This window comes from Providencia sp. PROV201 (assembly GCF_028479545.1).
Taxonomy (GTDB): Bacteria; Pseudomonadota; Gammaproteobacteria; order Enterobacterales; family Enterobacteriaceae; genus Providencia; species Providencia huaxiensis.
The window spans coordinates 76,439-93,334 of sequence record NZ_JAMPNW010000018.1; the positions used below are offsets into that span (position 1 = coordinate 76,439).

Consider the following 16,896-nt stretch of genomic DNA (forward strand, 5'->3'; position numbering starts at 1 on the left):
TGAATATAAAGAGGGTAATAGCATGAGCTATATTGTGGAAAAGTTTCCCGCGAATTTAATGAGTTTGGATATTACGTTAATATATTTTTCTTAAAGAGACAGGGTCTTTTTTAAACAAGAAATAGAAGATATTTATAAGTATAGAAGACAAGTAGCAAAGGGATGAGACAAAAATAGTTGTCTCATCCTAAGAAATTAAGGCCTAACTCCCAGAGTATGGCAGATGGCATAGGTAAGCTCAGAACGGTTCAATGTATAAAAATGGAAATCTTTCACGCCTTCACGGCTAAGGATTTTAACCATGTCCATGGCGATTGATGCCCCGACAAGGTTGCGGCTCTCAGGGTCGTTATCTAGCCCTTCGTACATTTTACTCATCCATGCCGGAATGCGAACGTTAGTGAGTTTGGCGAAGCGCTCTAATTGACGAAAGTTAGAGACAGGTAAAATCCCCGGCACAATTTCCACATCAATTCCTGTGGCGACGCAGCGGTCACGGAAACGTAAATAGCTTTCAACATCAAAGAAAAACTGGGTGATTGCACGGTTAGCACCTGCATCAATCTTCTTTTTTAAACTAATTAAATCGGCTTGCGCGCTTTTGGCTTCGGGGTGAACTTCAGGATAGGCTGCGACAGAAACATCAAAATCCGCTTCGCCTTTTAACAGCTCGACCAAATCAACGGCATACATATCTGGCTTACGGCTGTTGTCAGGCAAATCACCACGCAATGCAACAATATGGCGAATACCATTATTCCAATAGTCACGAGCAATCGCTTTTAGTTCATCAGAGCTTGCATCAATACAAGTTAGATGAGGAGCTGCAATCAAGCCGGTTTTATCTTTAATATCTTTGATGATGCTGTGCGTTCTATCACGTTCACCGGAATTCGCACCATAAGTCACAGATACAAATTTAGGTTTCAGGTTTTTCAGCCGATCGATGGATTTCCACAGTGTCTGTTCCATCTCTTCACTGCGAGGTGGGAAAAATTCAAATGAAACATTAATCTGGCCATCTAATTCAGCTAAGTTTTGATTTAGCGCTTCGCGCTGATTTGCGTGAAAAAAACTCATACCCTGTAACCTCGCAATTTGCAGACTTACTATTTCTTGTACGTTATTATATCCATTTGTGCGTCTATACGTTTAGACGGCTAAATAGAAATTACCAGATCGGTACCAATAGTCAATACTTAAATTAAATTATGACGCTGAGGTTTTTTCAAAGGCAATATGAAGAAAATTCATGATCAAAAAACGCGACCCTTTTCAGTGTCGCGTTCGGACCTATCGCTAGTCAGATTTACTCAGTAAAACAGAAATGCTCAATCATTTGGCTAATTAATTGGCGAGTAGGCTCAATAAAGCGCATATCGATAAATTCATCAGGTTGATGTGCTTGCTCAATAGAACCAGGGCCAAGAACCAACGTCGGGCAGAGTTCTTGGATAAACGGCGCTTCAGTACAGTAATTCACGGTATCCGCTTTTTGCCCTAATAACTGTTCAATTACTGCCACCATCTTGTGATCCGTTGGGCATTCATAGCCAGGGATCGGTGGATGCATGGGCTCAATCGCCAAGCGTCCCGGCCAACGGGCACTAACAGGCTCAAGAGCTTCATTGAGTAGTTCATCTAAGTCTTGCAAAGTTAGCCCCGGCAGCGGGCGAATATCCATATGTAATTCACAACAACCACAAATTCGGTTAGCAGCATCACCACCATGAATATGACCAAAGTTCATCGTCGGGTAGGGAATGACAAATGCAGGATTGTTAAATCGTTCTTTTAACGTATTTCGTAAATCCATTAAATGAGAAATAGATTCATGCATTAATTCAATCGCATTGACGCCACGCTCTGGGTCACTAGAGTGCCCCGATTGCCCAGTAATACGGATAGCGTTCGATAAATGCCCTTTGTGTGCGCGGATCGGTTGTAACGACGTCGGCTCACCAATAATCGCAAAATCCGGTCTTAGTGCTGTACTAGCTGCAAAATAGCGTGCCCCAGCCATGGAGGTTTCTTCATCCGCTGTTGCTAGGATATGTAATGGTCGCTTGAGCTGCGTTAGATCCATATCGCGTAACGCATCGACAATAAACGCAAAGAAGCCTTTCATGTCTGCGGTTCCGAGCCCATATAACTTGCCATCATGCTCTGTCAGCTCAAACGGGTTTTTGCTCCAACGTCCATCATCAAAGGGCACGGTATCGGTATGACCACATAGCATCAGCCCACCATTTCCTTCGCCAATGGAAGCAAGCAAATTATATTTATCACGTGTTTCCGGCACGGGTTGAATGTTGACCGAAAAACCTAACGTCTCGAGCCACCCACCGAGAAGCTCAACAAGGGCTTTATTGCTCTGGTCCAAATGAGAATCAGTCGCACTAATCGACGGAATGGCAATTAATTGACGATAAATCTCAATAAATGCAGGTAATTTAATATTCACTGTTGACAGCCTTTATCCATAATAGTATCAATATTCATGCACTTTATTTGAATAAAAATACACATTAAACTGTTTGGGGCACGAGTACAAGGTAGAAAGCATATGTTGAACACACTCATTATCGGGGCCAGTGGCTATACTGGAGCAGAATTAGCCGCTTATTTGCAACGCCATCCTGAAGTTAATCTTCAAGGATTGATGGTATCGAAGCAAAGTGCGGATGCAAATAAACGTTTTTCTGATTTGCACCCTCAGTATAAAGGCATCATAGATCTTCCTGTTCTGCCATTAACAGATGTCGCAGAAGCAGCGAAAGGTATTGATGTTGTTTTCCTTGCCACGGCACATGAAGTGAGCCACGACATTGCACCTCAGTTTCTTGAAGCGGGCTGCATTGTGTTCGATTTATCGGGTGCGTATCGTGTTCAAGATCCTGCCTTCTATACGCAATACTATGGCTTTGAACATACAAATACTGAATGGCTAATGCAAGCAGTTTACGGTTTAGCGGAATGGCAGGCCGATAAAATTCGTCAAGCGCAGTTGATTGCGGTTCCAGGGTGTTACCCAACGGTTTCCCAATTAGCCCTTAAACCATTGATTGAAGACAATTTACTGGATGAAGCGATGTGGCCAGTGATTAATGCCACCAGCGGTGTTTCCGGTGCAGGCCGTAAAGCCTCGATGACCAATAGCTTTTGTGAAGTGAGTTTGCAGCCTTATGGCATCTTTACTCATCGCCATCAGCCAGAAATTGCGACTCACTTGGGAAGAGAGGTTATTTTCACACCACATTTGGGTAATTTCTCTCGGGGCATTCTTGCCACGATTACATGCAAAGTAAAAACGGGTGTGACGGCAGAAAAAATCACACAAACGTTTAAAGATGCTTATCAAAATAAACCGTTAGTGCGGCTATATGAAAAAGGCGTTCCTGCATTGAAATCGGTAGTGGGGACACCGTTTTGTGACATTGGCTATGTATTGAATGGTGAATATCTGATTTTAGTGGGTACAGAAGATAACCTACTCAAAGGTGCGGCAGCACAAGCCGTTCAGTGCATGAATATTCGTTTTGGTTTTGCTGAAACTCAGTCTTTATTTTAAGAAGGATTAACCCCATGCAACCCTTAGTGATTAAATTGGGCGGAGTGTTACTTGATAGCGTCGAGGCACTTGAAAAATTATTTACAGCTATTCAAACCTATCGTCAAGTCCATCAACGTGAGTTGGTGATTGTGCATGGCGGTGGCTGTTTAGTTGATGAATTGATGCAAAAACTGCAATTACCTGTCGTTAAAAAGCAGGGGTTACGGGTCACGCCAGCAGACCAAATCGATATCATTACCGGGGCATTAGCAGGTACGGCGAATAAAACATTATTGGCATGGGCAACGAAGTATCAACTTCCGGCTGTAGGGCTTTCCCTCGGTGATGGACAAAGTGCCACAGTAACGCAATTAAACGAAGAATTAGGCCATGTTGGTAATGCGAAACCCGGCGATGCGAAGTTATTGAAATTATTGTTGGGGGCGGGGTATTTACCCATTATTAGCTCTATCGGTATCACCTCTAACGGTGAGCTGATGAACGTAAATGCGGACCAAGCGGCAACCGCTATTGCCCAAGCCTTAAACGCAGATTTGGTTTTACTGTCTGACGTAAGCGGTATTTTGGATGGCAAAGGCCAAAAAATTGACGAAATGACGACACAAAAAGCGCAAAAGCTCATTGAGCAGGGAATTATTACTGATGGAATGATTGTGAAGGTCAATGCGGCATTAGACGCTGCGGCTGCCTTGCAACGTTCTGTTGATATTGCAAGCTGGCGTCATGCAGAACAACTTCCCGAGCTGTTTAATGGAACAGCAATTGGAACACGGATCTTGGCATCATAAATGAGCCATGGAATAACCATATTAATTGAGCGGATAGGTACGTTATGAAAAAGGGCATTAAAAAGATTGTATTAGCATATTCAGGCGGTCTGGATACATCAGCAATTATTCCATGGCTAAAAGAAAACTATGATGATTGCGAAGTTGTGGCCTTTGTTGCAGATGTGGGGCAAGACAGAGAAGAGTTAGTCGGCGTAGAGAAAAAAGCGCTACAGTCAGGTGCATCTGAGTGCTATGTCGTCGATTTACGTGAAGAGTTCATCAAAGAATATATTTACCCTGTTCTTAAAACAGGTGCGTTATATGAAGGTAGCTATTTATTAGGTACGTCAATGGCTCGCCCAATTATTGCTAAAGCACAAGTTGAAATTGCCTTAAAAGTGGGTGCAGATGCGGTTGCTCATGGCGCAACAGGTAAAGGTAATGACCAAGTACGCTTCGAAAGCACCTATACGGCATTAGCACCACAGTTACAAGTGGTTGCGCCATGGCGTGAGTGGGACTTACGTTCCCGTGAAGCGCTGCTCGATTATCTGAAAGAGCGTAATATTCCAACAACGGCAAGCTTAGAAAAAATCTATAGTCGAGATGAGAACGCATGGCACATTTCTACTGAAGGTGGTGTCTTAGAAAGCACGTGGAATGCAGCAAACCAAGATTGCTGGGTATGGACCGTTGACCCGCAAGATGCACCAGATGAAGCTGAATTAGTGACTGTTGGTGTTAAACATGGTGAAGTCGTTTCGGTGAATGGGCAAGCATTGTCTCCACTCGGTTGTTTAGAAACATTAAATACTTTAGGTGCAAAACACGGTGTGGGTCGTATCGACATCGTTGAAAACCGTTTAGTGGGGATGAAATCTCGTGGTTGTTATGAAACCCCAGGAGGCACCATTATGATGGCCGCACTGCGTGGCATTGAACAACTGGTGCTTGACCGTGACAGCTACAAATGGCGTGAGCAACTTGGTTTAGAAATGTCATATGTCGTTTATGATGGGCGTTGGTTTGCACCATTACGCCACTCGCTGCAAGCAGCTGCTGAATCATTAGCGCAAGATGTCACGGGTGAAGTTGTTCTGAAATTATATAAAGGGCAAGTGACTGCGATTCAGAAAAAAGCGGATAAAAGCCTGTATTCAGAAGAATTTGCAACATTCGGTGAAGATGAAGTCTATGACCACAGTCATGCAGGTGGGTTTATTCGTCTTTACTCACTGTCTTCACGTATCCGTGCGCTGAAAGAACAAAACAAAGCGAAATAAATCAAATGATAGTCCCCCGGCAGCCAAGACCGCTGTCGGGGTTAAAAACTTATTTTATCAATCAGGTAGGGATTAGTTATGGCACTTTGGGGTGGGCGTTTTAGTCAACAAGCAGATCAACGGTTCAAACAGTTTAATGATTCATTGCGTTTCGATTACCGCTTAGCGCAGCAAGATATTGTTGGCTCAGTCGCATGGTCAAAATCACTGGTCACAGTTGGTGTATTGTCTGATAGCGAACAACAAACTTTAGAACAAGCGCTAAATACCCTACTTAAAGAAGTGCAAGATAACCCTGAAATCATCCTGCAAAGTGATGCAGAAGATATTCATAGCTGGGTTGAAGGTAAGCTGATTGATAAAGTGGGGGATTTGGGCAAAAAACTACATACTGGCCGTAGCCGTAACGACCAAGTCGCAACGGACTTAAAATTGTGGTGTAAAGACCAAGTCGCATTATTACTTGAAGCGGTGACAGAATTACAAAAAGCGTTGGTCATCACCGCGGAAAATAACCAAGACGCAGTGATGCCAGGTTATACACATTTACAGCGTGCGCAGCCAGTGACATTTGCCCACTGGTGTTTAGCCTATAGCGAAATGTTAGCGCGTGATGAAAGTCGTTTACAAGATACATTAAAACGCTTAGATGTCAGCCCATTAGGGTGTGGTGCATTAGCGGGAACTGCCTATGATATCGACCGTGAGCAGCTTGCATCTTGGCTAGGTTTCGCTTCGGCAACGCGTAATAGCTTGGATACAGTTTCAGACAGAGACCACGTCCTTGAATTATTATCAAACGCAAGTATCGGTATGGTTCATTTATCTCGTTTCGCAGAAGATTTAATTTTCTTCAATAGCGGGGAAGCAGGTTTTGTCGAATTATCAGACAAAGTGACATCCGGTTCATCATTAATGCCACAAAAGAAAAACCCTGATGCATTGGAATTGATCCGCGGAAAATGTGGGCGTGTTCAAGGTGCACTGACAGGTATGATGATGACGCTAAAAGGGCTTCCTCTTGCTTACAACAAAGATATGCAAGAAGACAAAGAAGGGCTATTTGATGCATTAGATACTTGGTTAGATTGTATGCACATGGCTGCATTGGTTCTTGATGGTATTCAAATTCGTCGTAGTCGTTGTGAAGATGCAGCGAAACAAGGTTATGCGAACGCAACCGAATTAGCCGATTACCTCGTTGCTAAAGGTGTCCCATTCCGTGAGGCTCATCATATCGTGGGTGAAGCAGTTGTTGCCGCAATTGGGCAAGGTAAGGCTTTAGAAGAAATGGCACTCAGCGAATTGCAAAAATTCAGTGATACTATTCAGTTGGACGTTTATGAAATTTTATCACTGCAGTCTTGTTTAGATAAACGATTAGCAAAAGGCGGGGTTTCTCAAAAGCAAGTGGCAAAAGCCATTGTGGAAGCAAAAACTCGATTAGGGTTGTGATTGGCTGTCGAAGATAAAATGGGGGGTAGCATGACTACCCCGATCCCCATAACGCGTTTGTTTTTAAATATATTTAATGGTTAGCATTCCGAGTTGTTTTTCTTCATTCACCCAGTTATATGAATACTCCCCTCTGCCATCATTAATTACTTTCCACCCTTGTGTGTTTGTGATGTCATTTAAATTCACTTTGTTGGCAACCATATCAGACTGGTTATTTAAGCAGTTTAAAGTGACGTGTTTGTCAGTGACATCATTAAAACAAGGCGGGAATACTACCGCACCAGAAAAATTAATAACGCCATTTTGTTGGTCACTGTTTGCATAGGCATTAATCGATGCGCCAGCGGTAACCAATAATAACGCAGTAAGCGAACGAACACCGAATTTTTGAATATTTGATAATGAATTTTTCATAATAGTATCCCGTCATTGATTTTTGATTAATCAACTTGCTGTATGTTTAAATTAGATATGTGTGCTTTTTAAATAAGAATAATAATAGTGATTCGATATTCCCTGGTGTTTTTGATGAAGGGATTATAAATTGAAAAACGCCGTTTAGGTGTAAAATAAAAAAAGGAAATGTTTAAAAATATAAAGAAAATAAAATTACTACCATTATGATTTAAATCTATTTACTCATACTTTCGCGGCTGCAGATTCTAATTTTTGCCATGTTATTGGTGTAATATGTTGTATTTTTGCTTTCTAATGAATTTTTTAGGTTTTATCCTCTGTGTTTTTTCTTGCTGTTATCAATCTGTATTAATGCTTAGTGTGGGATTTAACAAAAGTGGGTTGTAATTTACATTTATTTTTATATAAAAACTTACAAACTTTAATAAAGAGTGAAAGGGAATATAACAAAATGTTTCTTTCATTTGACGTTAATATAATGATTAACATGCAGGGTGGTATTTGATTGGGATTATTCATCAGTTGAAGAGTATATATTAGTACTAAGTTTGGTTAACTCCTTTAGGGGGTAACAAAAAGAGCTCCGAAGAGTCTTAATGGAAGTGATGGTGAGACAATTACTGATACTCTACTTTGATGAGCCCAGTATTATTCGAACTACCTACCCATTTAAATTCATAATTTCCGAGTTGATTAGATAAAGCTATGCTTTTTGTCGTACTACTTAACTTATGAATATCGATATACTCTGTTTTCACATTTGGGATAGGTAATAATACCTTACTTAGCCACGCTAAGAGGCGATTTGTCGACGTTTAGATCTAAAAAAAACCAGTTAACGCCTTTATTTAGCATGTTATGCTAAGATGTTTATGATAAATAAATTTAACCATTAGTTAACGGATTATCTATTTTAAAGGATAACTAGCAAGACGTATTTTGTTTCCAAATATTACATTTTGTTTCGTTTTATTGCGAGTATTGTTCAAAAAATGAGGTTTTCCTACCATTTTTCAATTTATTAATAGATAAAACAAAACAATATCGATATAGTGATTGGTATTATCTATCTTTGGTTTGACAGAGAATTCACGAAAGGAAAAGAAATATGAATATTCGAGATTTAGAGTACCTCGTCGCGCTCGCCGAACATAAACACTTTAGACGTGCCGCGGATTCCTGTCATGTCAGTCAACCTACGCTTAGTGGCCAAATTCGTAAATTAGAAGAAGAACTTGGTGTCATGCTATTAGAAAGAACTAGCCGAAAAGTTCTTTTTACTCAACAAGGTTTATTATTAGTTGAGCAAGCCCGTACTATTTTGCGTGAAATTAAAGTATTACAAGAAATGGCAGCCCTCCAAGGGGAAAGTATGTCGGGCCCATTACACATTGGTTTAATTCCAACGGTTGCGCCATACTTATTACCTCATATTATTCCGCAATTGCACCAAGCTCACCCTAAATTAGAAATCTATTTGCATGAAGCACAAACCCAACAATTATTAGCTCAGTTAGATAGCGGTAAATTAGATTGCGCTATTTTGGCGGAAGTTAAAGAAACGGAACCTTTTATTGTTGTACCGTTATTTGAAGAGCCCATGAAATTGGCTATTTATGAAAGTCATCCATGGCGTGATCGCGATACAATTGAAATGAGCGAACTTTCAGGTGAAAAGCTATTAATGTTAGAAGATGGCCACTGTTTACGTGACCAAGCCATGGGTTTTTGTTTCCAAGCCGGTGCTAAAGAAGATACACATTTCAGAGCAACGAGCTTAGAAACGTTAAGAAATATGGTGGCAGCAGGGAGTGGAATTACACTTTTACCAGATTTATCGGTACCTAATGAAGTTTGTCGTGATGGGGTATGCTATTTAAATTGTATTGAACCTGAGCCGAAACGAACAATTGTATTAGTTTATCGCCCGGGTTCACCGCTACGTGGTCGCTATGAACAATTAGCTGAGACCATCTATAACTCAATGGATAACTATTATAAAAATAGAGTTTAGAGATTAAAGCACCAATATTAATTACTTTTTAGTTGATGATGGTTGCCAGGTTATTGGCAACCATAAATCACAAAATAATTAAAATAGTCGATTCAAACCATTTAAAGCTGCAACACGGAAAGCTTCCGCCATCGTCGGGTAATTGAACGTCGTATTCACGAAATATTCAATGGTATTACCTTCACCTTTTTGTTCCATGATAGCTTGGCCGATATGGATAATTTCAGCCGCTCTCTCACCGAAACAGTGAATGCCTAATATCTGTAATGTTTCTCTGTGGAATAATATTTTCAAACTACCGACATTCATACCTGCGATTTGTGCACGTGCTAAATGTTTAAACTGTGCCCGGCCGACTTCATAAGGCACTTTCATTGCCGTCAATTCTTGTTCGGTTTTGCCAACTGAACTAATTTCAGGAATGGTGTAAATCCCTGTTGGTATATCTTCCACTAAATGTGCATTACCTAAACTACCTCCAATGGCTCGGGCTGCAATTCGGCCTTGGTCGTAGGCTGCAGAGGCCAAACTTGGATAGCCGATAACATCACCAACAGCATAAATATGTTCATTAGTGGTACGATATGCTTTATTGACTTTAACTAAACCGCGGCTATCAGACTCTATTCCTACATTAGCGAGACCTAAGCTATCTGTGTTACCGGTTCTTCCGTTCGCATACAGTAAACAGTCAGCTTTGACTTTTTTACCCGACTTCAGGTGAACGATAACACCGTCTTCGACCCCTTCGATTTTTTCATATTCTTCATTATGACGAATAACAACGCCACTATTCCAAAAATGATACGATAAGGCATCTGACATTTCTTGGTCAAGAAAGGCCAAGAGATGATCACGGGTATTGATTAAATCAACTTTAACCCCTAATCCACGGAAAATAGATGCGTATTCACAACCGATGACACCGGCACCATAAATAATCACATGGCGAGGTTCGTGAGTCAGGTTGAGGATAGTGTCACTGTTGTAGATTCGAGAATGGTTGAAATCAACGTCGGAAGGGCAGTAAGGGCGAGAACCTGTGGCAATCACGATTTTATCTGCACTTAAAACGTCACAACTTCCATCCGCGTAGCGAACACTGATATGTTGCTCATCGATAAAGGTGGCTTCCCCCGAGAACATTTGGCAACCATTACGTTCGTAAAACCCTTGGCGCATGCGTGTTTGTTGGCTAATTACTGTTTCAGCATGACGAAGAATTTCAGAAAAAGAGGAGCTTAAGCTACGGGAGTTATCACTATAAAGAGGGTTTTGGTTGAATTCGATAATACGGCTAACTGCATGGCGGAGGGCTTTTGAGGGGATCGTCCCCCAGTGGGTACAGCCTCCGCCGACATTATTATAACGTTCTATAACAGCAACGTTTTTTCCTTGTTTCACCAGCCCCATGGCGGCGCCTTCACCACCAGGACCGGAACCAATGACTATTGCATCAAAATGGGTAAGTTGCATGAGGTAAGACCTGCTCTAAAACAAAATGACAACAAGATGTTATCATTAGTTGGTTATTTCACCTAATTTCCTCGCCCTCTTTCAAATTGATACAGGTTAGCTACACTCGCTTACCCTAGTTACATACTTATGCGTGTTCCTAGGGGCTCGCTTATTTGGCCGCCTTATCTCAATTCAAAATTCTTAGAGAAATTGTTTTATAAAAAAAGAAAGTCAGAAAATCGAGTGCATTTTTGGTGAATCTATTTTTTGCAGTTCGGGTAGGGTAGAGGGGAAAGTGATTGCTTCTATATATAAGAAAGCGGTGAAGGGAAACACGGAGTGAGTAAGCGAAATTCTGAAAATGAGTAATTTGTCGTTAGAGTCGATTTTTCTCTGAACCAGATGCGCAAATTTCAGGTATGCTAGGCGAAGAGTAATGCTTATTACATTTACCTTCCATGATAAGAAACTAGGATCACCGTGAGCAACACAATTGGCGTTAGAGCAAAACAAAAAGAAAAAACTCGGCGTTCACTCGTCGAAGCCGCATTTAGCCAATTAAGCGCTGAACGGAGCTTTACTAGCCTCAGTTTGCGGGAAGTTGCACGTGAAGCTGGGATTGCACCGACTTCATTTTACCGTCATTTCAAGGACGTTGATGAACTCGGGCTGACGATGGTCGACGAAAGTGGCTTGATGTTACGCCAGCTAATGCGCCAAGCAAGGCAGCGCATTGCAAAAGGTGGGAGTGTGATCCGTACATCAGTCTCAACTTTTATGGAGTTTATTGGTAATAACCCTAATGCCTTTAGGTTATTATTGCGGGAGCGTTCGGGTACATCTGCTGAGTTTCGTGCAGCAGTTGCTCGGGAGATTCAACATTTTATTGCGGAATTGGCCGATTACCTTGAACTTGAAAGCCGTATGCCTCGTCATTTTACTGAAATGCAAGCAGAGGCAATGGTCACGATTGTCTTTAGCGCAGGTGCGGAAGCGCTCGATATCGATGAAGAAAAACGCAGAAATCTCGAAGAACGGCTGGTATTACAGTTAAGAATGATAGCGAAAGGTGCCTACTACTGGTACCGCCGGGAACAGGAAAAACAAAATCAAACTGACCCAGACCTCACTAAATAATAAGGAGAATCAATGACGGATCAAAAAAGTTATGAAAGAAGCACTCTATTGCTAGCCTTTGTGATTGGCCTTGCAACCCATGGGACCTTTTCAACGCTGTTTAACTCGTTGGTCGACTTTTCATTTTTCCCAATTTTAACCCTGATATTGGCGGTGTATTGCTTACACCAGCGCTATTTACATCAAGCGATGCCGATGGGGCTGCCAAAATTTGTTGCAGGTAGTTTTTTTATTGGGTTATTTGGCTATGCCGCGATTTTACGTGTTCAAAACCCTGAAATAGGCTCTAACTTTATCCCTGCAACCTTTATTGTCATCATTGCATTGTGGATGTACTCAAGCTGGAAAGCACGTAAGAGAGAAAAAGCGGAACTCGCACTTGAGCAAGAAGTTGAAAATTAAGTTTATACGACTTTTCTAATATAAGACGCCGTAGTTCATATCACTGCGGCGTTTTTGTTTTCAGCCAATTAATAGCGGCTTAGTAGTACCCCACTTTCCATATGATGGGTATACGGGAATTGGTCGAATAAGGCTAATTTCTCTATTTTATGGGTTTTAGTCAGCTCAACTAAGTTGTCGCATAGGGTTTCTGGGTTGCATGAAATATATAGGATACGGTCATAACCCTGAACTAGCTTCACTGTTTCTGTATCTAAACCACTGCGAGGCGGGTCAACGAAAATGGTATTGCATTGGTAATCAGCTAAAGAAATACCTTCCAGACGCCTAAATTCACGAGCACCTTGCATGGCTTGGGTAAAATCCTCTGCGGACATACGAATAATTTGTACATTTTCAATATTATTGGCTTCGATATTATATTGAGCTGCTGCTACAGAAGGTTTTGCAATTTCAGTCGCTAATACGCGTTCGAAGTTTTGCGCTAATGCTAAAGAGAAATTTCCATTTCCGCAGTACAGTTCCAATAAATCACCCGTCGAATTCTGCGTTGCCTCAATTGCCCACTCCAACATTTTGATATTGACCTGCGCATTAGGTTGCGTGAAGCTATTTTCGACTTGGCGATAAACCATTTTTTTACCCATCACAGGTAAGACTTCATCAACATAATCATTATCTAACATGATTTTGGTTTTTGAGGCACGGCCAATCAACTGCACATCAAAGCCTTGCTCAACTAAAACAGCTTTTAACGCTTTTGCTTCTGTCTCCCACTCTTCACCCAGTTTTTTATGGTAAAGCAGCGAAACAATTAGCTTATTACTTAGTGTTGATAAATAGTCAATTTGAAATAATTTATGGCGCAGTAATTCATTTTGCTTAATGAGAGGCAATAATGCTGCCATCATGTCATTAATAAGCTGACTTGCGACAGGGAACTGATCAATACGAATACGCTCTTTTGTTTCTTTATTGAACATAATATGAAACAGGTCATCATCTTCATGCCAAATGCGAAATTCAGCACGCATCCGATAATGGGATGTTGGAGATGAAAATATTTCAGGTTCTGGGGCGTTAAAAGGAGCCATCATCGCCTTTAAACGATCCGTTTTTTCTACGAGCTGTTGTCCGTAGTCTTCAGTGTGCAAGGTGTTTGGCATGTTTGGCTCCATAAAACAGTAATAAATTCGTATCAGGAGCGAAATTGTAGGGAAAGCGGCGAAGATGTCCAGTTTTCATTATCCATCCGTAGACACTTATAACTATTCAACTTACGATAATAGACTGTGGTTTAGGGAATTTGGTGTGAATCCAAAGCTGACGCGCAACGGTAATTAAGGTATCCCCGTCATTCTTCAAGCTACATGGGTGTTGGCATCGCTTAGTTACCCTAGTCACATACTTCAGTATGCTCCTAGGGATATCTTCGCTTGCCGCCTACATGTCACTTGAATTATTTAGGGGATATAACAGGTCGAATTTTCATTTTATATATCGTTTTTATTTCATATATAGAAGCCCAACTTGTCACTTATAAGTCCGATACCTACCACACTTCCAATCGCTTAGTTGAATATCTGCGCGAATCTATATTCAACCTCGCGGAATGTTAATTGAATTGATTTTCCGAGTGTAATCATAATGAATAATAAAAAGTCGCTGCCGTTATCGGCCGCTGCGCTGGCAGTACTGTGCGCTACTTCTTCTTTGGCAAGTGCAAATAACCAAGCTGACCAAGTCGTTGTGTCCGCTAACCGCTTTGAACAACCGATTTCTTCTATATTAGCGCCAGTGACGGTGGTGACTCGTGAAGATATTGACCATTGGCAGTCAAATACCATTATTGATGTATTAAGGCGCTTACCGGGAGTGGATATTTCTCAAAGTGGCGGAATGGGGCAACAAAGCTCCTTATTTATACGTGGCACAGAGTCACGTCACGTTTTAGTGTTAATTGATGGTATCCGTTTGAATCAAGCAGGTATTTCCGGTTCTTCCGATATGAGCCAAATCCCAATTTCTCTGGTACAGCGCATTGAGTATATTCGCGGCGCACGCTCTGCGGTTTATGGATCTGATGCTGTTGGTGGTGTGGTGAATATTATCACTCGTCGTGATAACGATGGCACAACATTAAATGCAGGTATTGGCTCACACAGCTACCAAAACTATAACGGTTCCACTCAGCAAAAAATTGGTGAGAATACAACGGTAACAGCTGCCGGAGCTTATACGCATACCAAAGGATTTGATTTGGCGCCAAAAGAAGTTAGCCCGAGACAGTATGATAAAGATGGATTTTTGAGTAAGTCACTGTGGTTAGGTGTTGAACATCAATTTTCTTCAGAAATCTTAGCGTACGCAAGAGCATATGGTTATGACAATCGTACGAGTTATGACGTATCAGAATATGCGGGAGTTAGTGTTGATACACGTAAACTCTATAGCCGAACTTATGAAACAGGTTTGAAATATCATCAAGGGAAATATTCATCATCATTGATGGGAAGCTATGGTTATTCAAAAGATTACAATTTTGATCCAAGAAAAGGGCAATATAGTGAATCTGCAAACCTTGATGAGTCCAAACAGTACAATATTCAATGGGGTAATAGTTACCTATTAGATAAAGGAAATATTAGTGCGGGGATTGATTATCAACGCCAAAGTATTGAGCCTAGCAGCTACGCGATGATCAATGAAAAACAGACGTTAAATAACACAGGGATATACCTCACAGGGCAATATGCAATTATTGATTCTGTAACAGCAGAAGCGGCTATACGTTCTGACCATCACTCTGAATTTAATTGGCACACAACATGGCAATCAGGCCTTAGTTGGGAGTTTTATGAAGGCTACAAACTTGTTGGTTCATATGCAACTGCTTATAAAGCACCTAATCTAACCCAATTATATGCATATTCTTCATCGGCATATGGAACAACGCTAGGTAATCCGAGCTTGAAACCTGAAGAAAGTAAACAGTGGGAGGTTGGTGTTGAAGGAACAACGGGACCACTATTTTGGCAGGTCAATGCATACCACAATGATATTGATAACCTGATTGCATATAAAGCAGGTAACCCAATTAGTTCTTATGAAAATATTGGTGAAGCTGAAATTAAGGGAATTGAATGGGTTGGTGAGTTCGAAACTGGCATCCTTCATCACCAAGTTACCTATCAATATGTTGACCCTCGTAACAAAAAGACGGATAAGGTTCTCGAGCGACGCGCTAAGCAGCAAGTTAAATATCAGCTAGATTGGGCTATTGATAAAGTAGACATGGGGCTAACCTACCAATATATAGGCTCCCGCTATGATAATGACTATAGCCAATGGCCTTCTAAGCGAATAAAACTCGGCGGCGTTAGCCTTTGGGATCTAACAGCTGCATATCCAATCACTTCACATCTCACAATTCGTGGTAAAATAGCTAATATGTTCGATAAAGACTATGAGACCGCGTATGGTTATCGCACCGCTGGAAGAGAATATTTCCTCACAGGAAGCTACAACTTCTGATAACACCCTATCTGTTCGCCCGACCATTCTAGTGTTTGACTCTGGAGTGGGCGGGTTATCTGTCTATCGTGAAGTCAAAAAAATGATCCCGAATGCTCACTATATCTATGCATTCGACAATGAAGCCTTCCCTTATGGTGAAAAAAGTGAAGAGTTTATTATTGATAGGGTCTATCAAATCGTAAATGCAATTGCTGCAAAGCATCCTTTAACTATTGTGATTATTGCGTGTAATACCGCAAGTACGGTAAGTCTCCCTAATTTAAGAGCACATTTTACGTTCCCAGTTGTTGGGGTTGTTCCAGCCATTAAACCCGCAACCAAGTTAACGCGTAATGGCGTGGTCGGTTTATTGGCGACGAAAGGCACTGTAAACCGCGAATACACCAAAGAGCTGATCGAACGGTTTGCAACAGACTGCAAAGTGATTTCTCTCGGTTCTGCGGAATTAGTTCAACTTGCAGAAAGAAAGTTACATGGGGAAACTATACCACTAGATGAAGTTGCTCAAACTGTCAGGCCATGGATTAGAATGCCAGAGCCGCCTGATACCGTTATTTTGGGTTGCACGCATTTTCCTCTATTAATAGAGGAACTCGAAAAAGTGCTACCAAATGGAACTCGATTTATTGATTCAGGTTCTGCAATCGCCAGAAGAACCGTCTGGCTCATTAATAATCAAGAAGAAATCGCCAATTCAGAGGAAGAAAACTTCGCATATTGCTTATTAATGGATGACAACGCAAAAGGATTACAGCCTGTTCTCGAAGCAGAAGGGTTCAAAACGCTGGAAAAACTAGCTATCTAAGTCAAATTTGATGGAAAGCTGAGCGAACGGAAAAAAATATG

General features: G+C 41.3%; 14 protein-coding genes. 9 read left to right on the forward strand and 5 right to left on the reverse strand.

Annotated elements, in window-relative coordinates; translation table 11 throughout:
• Positions 1-195 precede the first annotated feature (195 nt).
• Together metF and argE are read right to left on the reverse strand one after the other, a co-directional pair.
• Positions 196-1,080, reverse strand: coding sequence for a methylenetetrahydrofolate reductase (gene metF / locus PR809_RS14770; RefSeq protein WP_102140405.1), 885 nt, complete (start codon positions 1,078-1,080; stop codon positions 196-198).
• 229 nt (positions 1,081-1,309) lie between these two features.
• Positions 1,310-2,464 (reverse strand): acetylornithine deacetylase, encoded by a 1,155-nt coding sequence (argE, locus tag PR809_RS14775; RefSeq protein WP_102140404.1) that lies wholly within the window; start codon positions 2,462-2,464, stop codon positions 1,310-1,312.
• A gap of 102 nt (positions 2,465-2,566) precedes the next feature.
• Here argE and argC point away from each other — a divergent pair, with 102 nt between their 5' ends.
• The 4 genes from argC to argH all read left to right on the forward strand — a co-directional run bounded on the left by argC (position 2,567) and on the right by argH (position 7,082).
• Positions 2,567-3,571, forward strand: coding sequence for an N-acetyl-gamma-glutamyl-phosphate reductase (argC, locus tag PR809_RS14780; RefSeq protein WP_166267010.1), 1,005 nt, complete (start codon positions 2,567-2,569; stop codon positions 3,569-3,571).
• A 14-nt stretch (positions 3,572-3,585) separates the two neighbouring features.
• Positions 3,586-4,362, forward strand: a complete 777-nt coding sequence (gene argB, locus PR809_RS14785; protein WP_102140402.1) for an acetylglutamate kinase — start codon at positions 3,586-3,588, stop codon at positions 4,360-4,362.
• 44 nt (positions 4,363-4,406) lie between these two features.
• A complete protein-coding gene (locus tag PR809_RS14790; RefSeq protein ID WP_166267008.1) occupies positions 4,407-5,627 on the forward strand; it encodes an argininosuccinate synthase in 1,221 nt (406 codons plus the stop codon).
• Between the two features lie 78 nt (positions 5,628-5,705).
• The gene (gene argH / locus PR809_RS14795) at positions 5,706-7,082 is read left to right on the forward strand and encodes an argininosuccinate lyase (RefSeq protein WP_102140400.1); all 1,377 of its coding nucleotides are present in this window, start codon (positions 5,706-5,708) and stop codon (positions 7,080-7,082) included.
• A gap of 63 nt (positions 7,083-7,145) precedes the next feature.
• Here argH and PR809_RS14800 read toward each other — a convergent pair whose 3' ends face one another.
• Positions 7,146-7,499, reverse strand: coding sequence for a hypothetical protein (locus tag PR809_RS14800; protein WP_102140399.1), 354 nt, complete (start codon positions 7,497-7,499; stop codon positions 7,146-7,148).
• A gap of 1,111 nt (positions 7,500-8,610) precedes the next feature.
• On the opposite strand from PR809_RS14800, the gene oxyR reads away from it, so the two are divergent.
• Positions 8,611-9,516, forward strand: coding sequence for a DNA-binding transcriptional regulator OxyR (oxyR, locus tag PR809_RS14805; RefSeq protein ID WP_102140398.1), 906 nt, complete (start codon positions 8,611-8,613; stop codon positions 9,514-9,516).
• A gap of 78 nt (positions 9,517-9,594) precedes the next feature.
• Here the strand turns inward: oxyR and sthA are convergent, their stop codons facing one another.
• A complete protein-coding gene (sthA, locus tag PR809_RS14810) occupies positions 9,595-10,992 on the reverse strand; it encodes a Si-specific NAD(P)(+) transhydrogenase (RefSeq protein ID WP_102140397.1) in 1,398 nt (465 codons plus the stop codon).
• A gap of 462 nt (positions 10,993-11,454) precedes the next feature.
• On the opposite strand from sthA, the gene fabR reads away from it, so the two are divergent.
• Positions 11,455-12,111 (forward strand): HTH-type transcriptional repressor FabR, encoded by a 657-nt coding sequence (gene fabR, locus PR809_RS14815; RefSeq protein ID WP_004265350.1) that lies wholly within the window; start codon positions 11,455-11,457, stop codon positions 12,109-12,111.
• A gap of 12 nt (positions 12,112-12,123) precedes the next feature.
• Positions 12,124-12,513, forward strand: coding sequence for a YijD family membrane protein (locus PR809_RS14820; RefSeq protein ID WP_102140396.1), 390 nt, complete (start codon positions 12,124-12,126; stop codon positions 12,511-12,513).
• A 68-nt stretch (positions 12,514-12,581) separates the two neighbouring features.
• Here PR809_RS14820 and trmA read toward each other — a convergent pair whose 3' ends face one another.
• Entirely contained in the window at positions 12,582-13,679 is a 1,098-nt protein-coding gene (gene trmA / locus PR809_RS14825; protein WP_206276393.1) for a tRNA (uridine(54)-C5)-methyltransferase TrmA, read from the reverse strand.
• 481 nt (positions 13,680-14,160) lie between these two features.
• Here trmA and btuB point away from each other — a divergent pair, with 481 nt between their 5' ends.
• On the forward strand, positions 14,161-16,047 hold the full coding sequence (gene btuB / locus PR809_RS14830) for a TonB-dependent vitamin B12 receptor BtuB (protein ID WP_206276392.1): 1,887 nt from the start codon (positions 14,161-14,163) through the stop codon (positions 16,045-16,047).
• Positions 15,992-16,855, forward strand: a complete 864-nt coding sequence (gene murI, locus PR809_RS14835; RefSeq protein WP_206276391.1) for a glutamate racemase — start codon at positions 15,992-15,994, stop codon at positions 16,853-16,855. The genes btuB and murI overlap by 56 nt, the downstream gene beginning before the upstream one ends.
• The last annotated feature ends 41 nt before the right edge of the window (positions 16,856-16,896 follow it).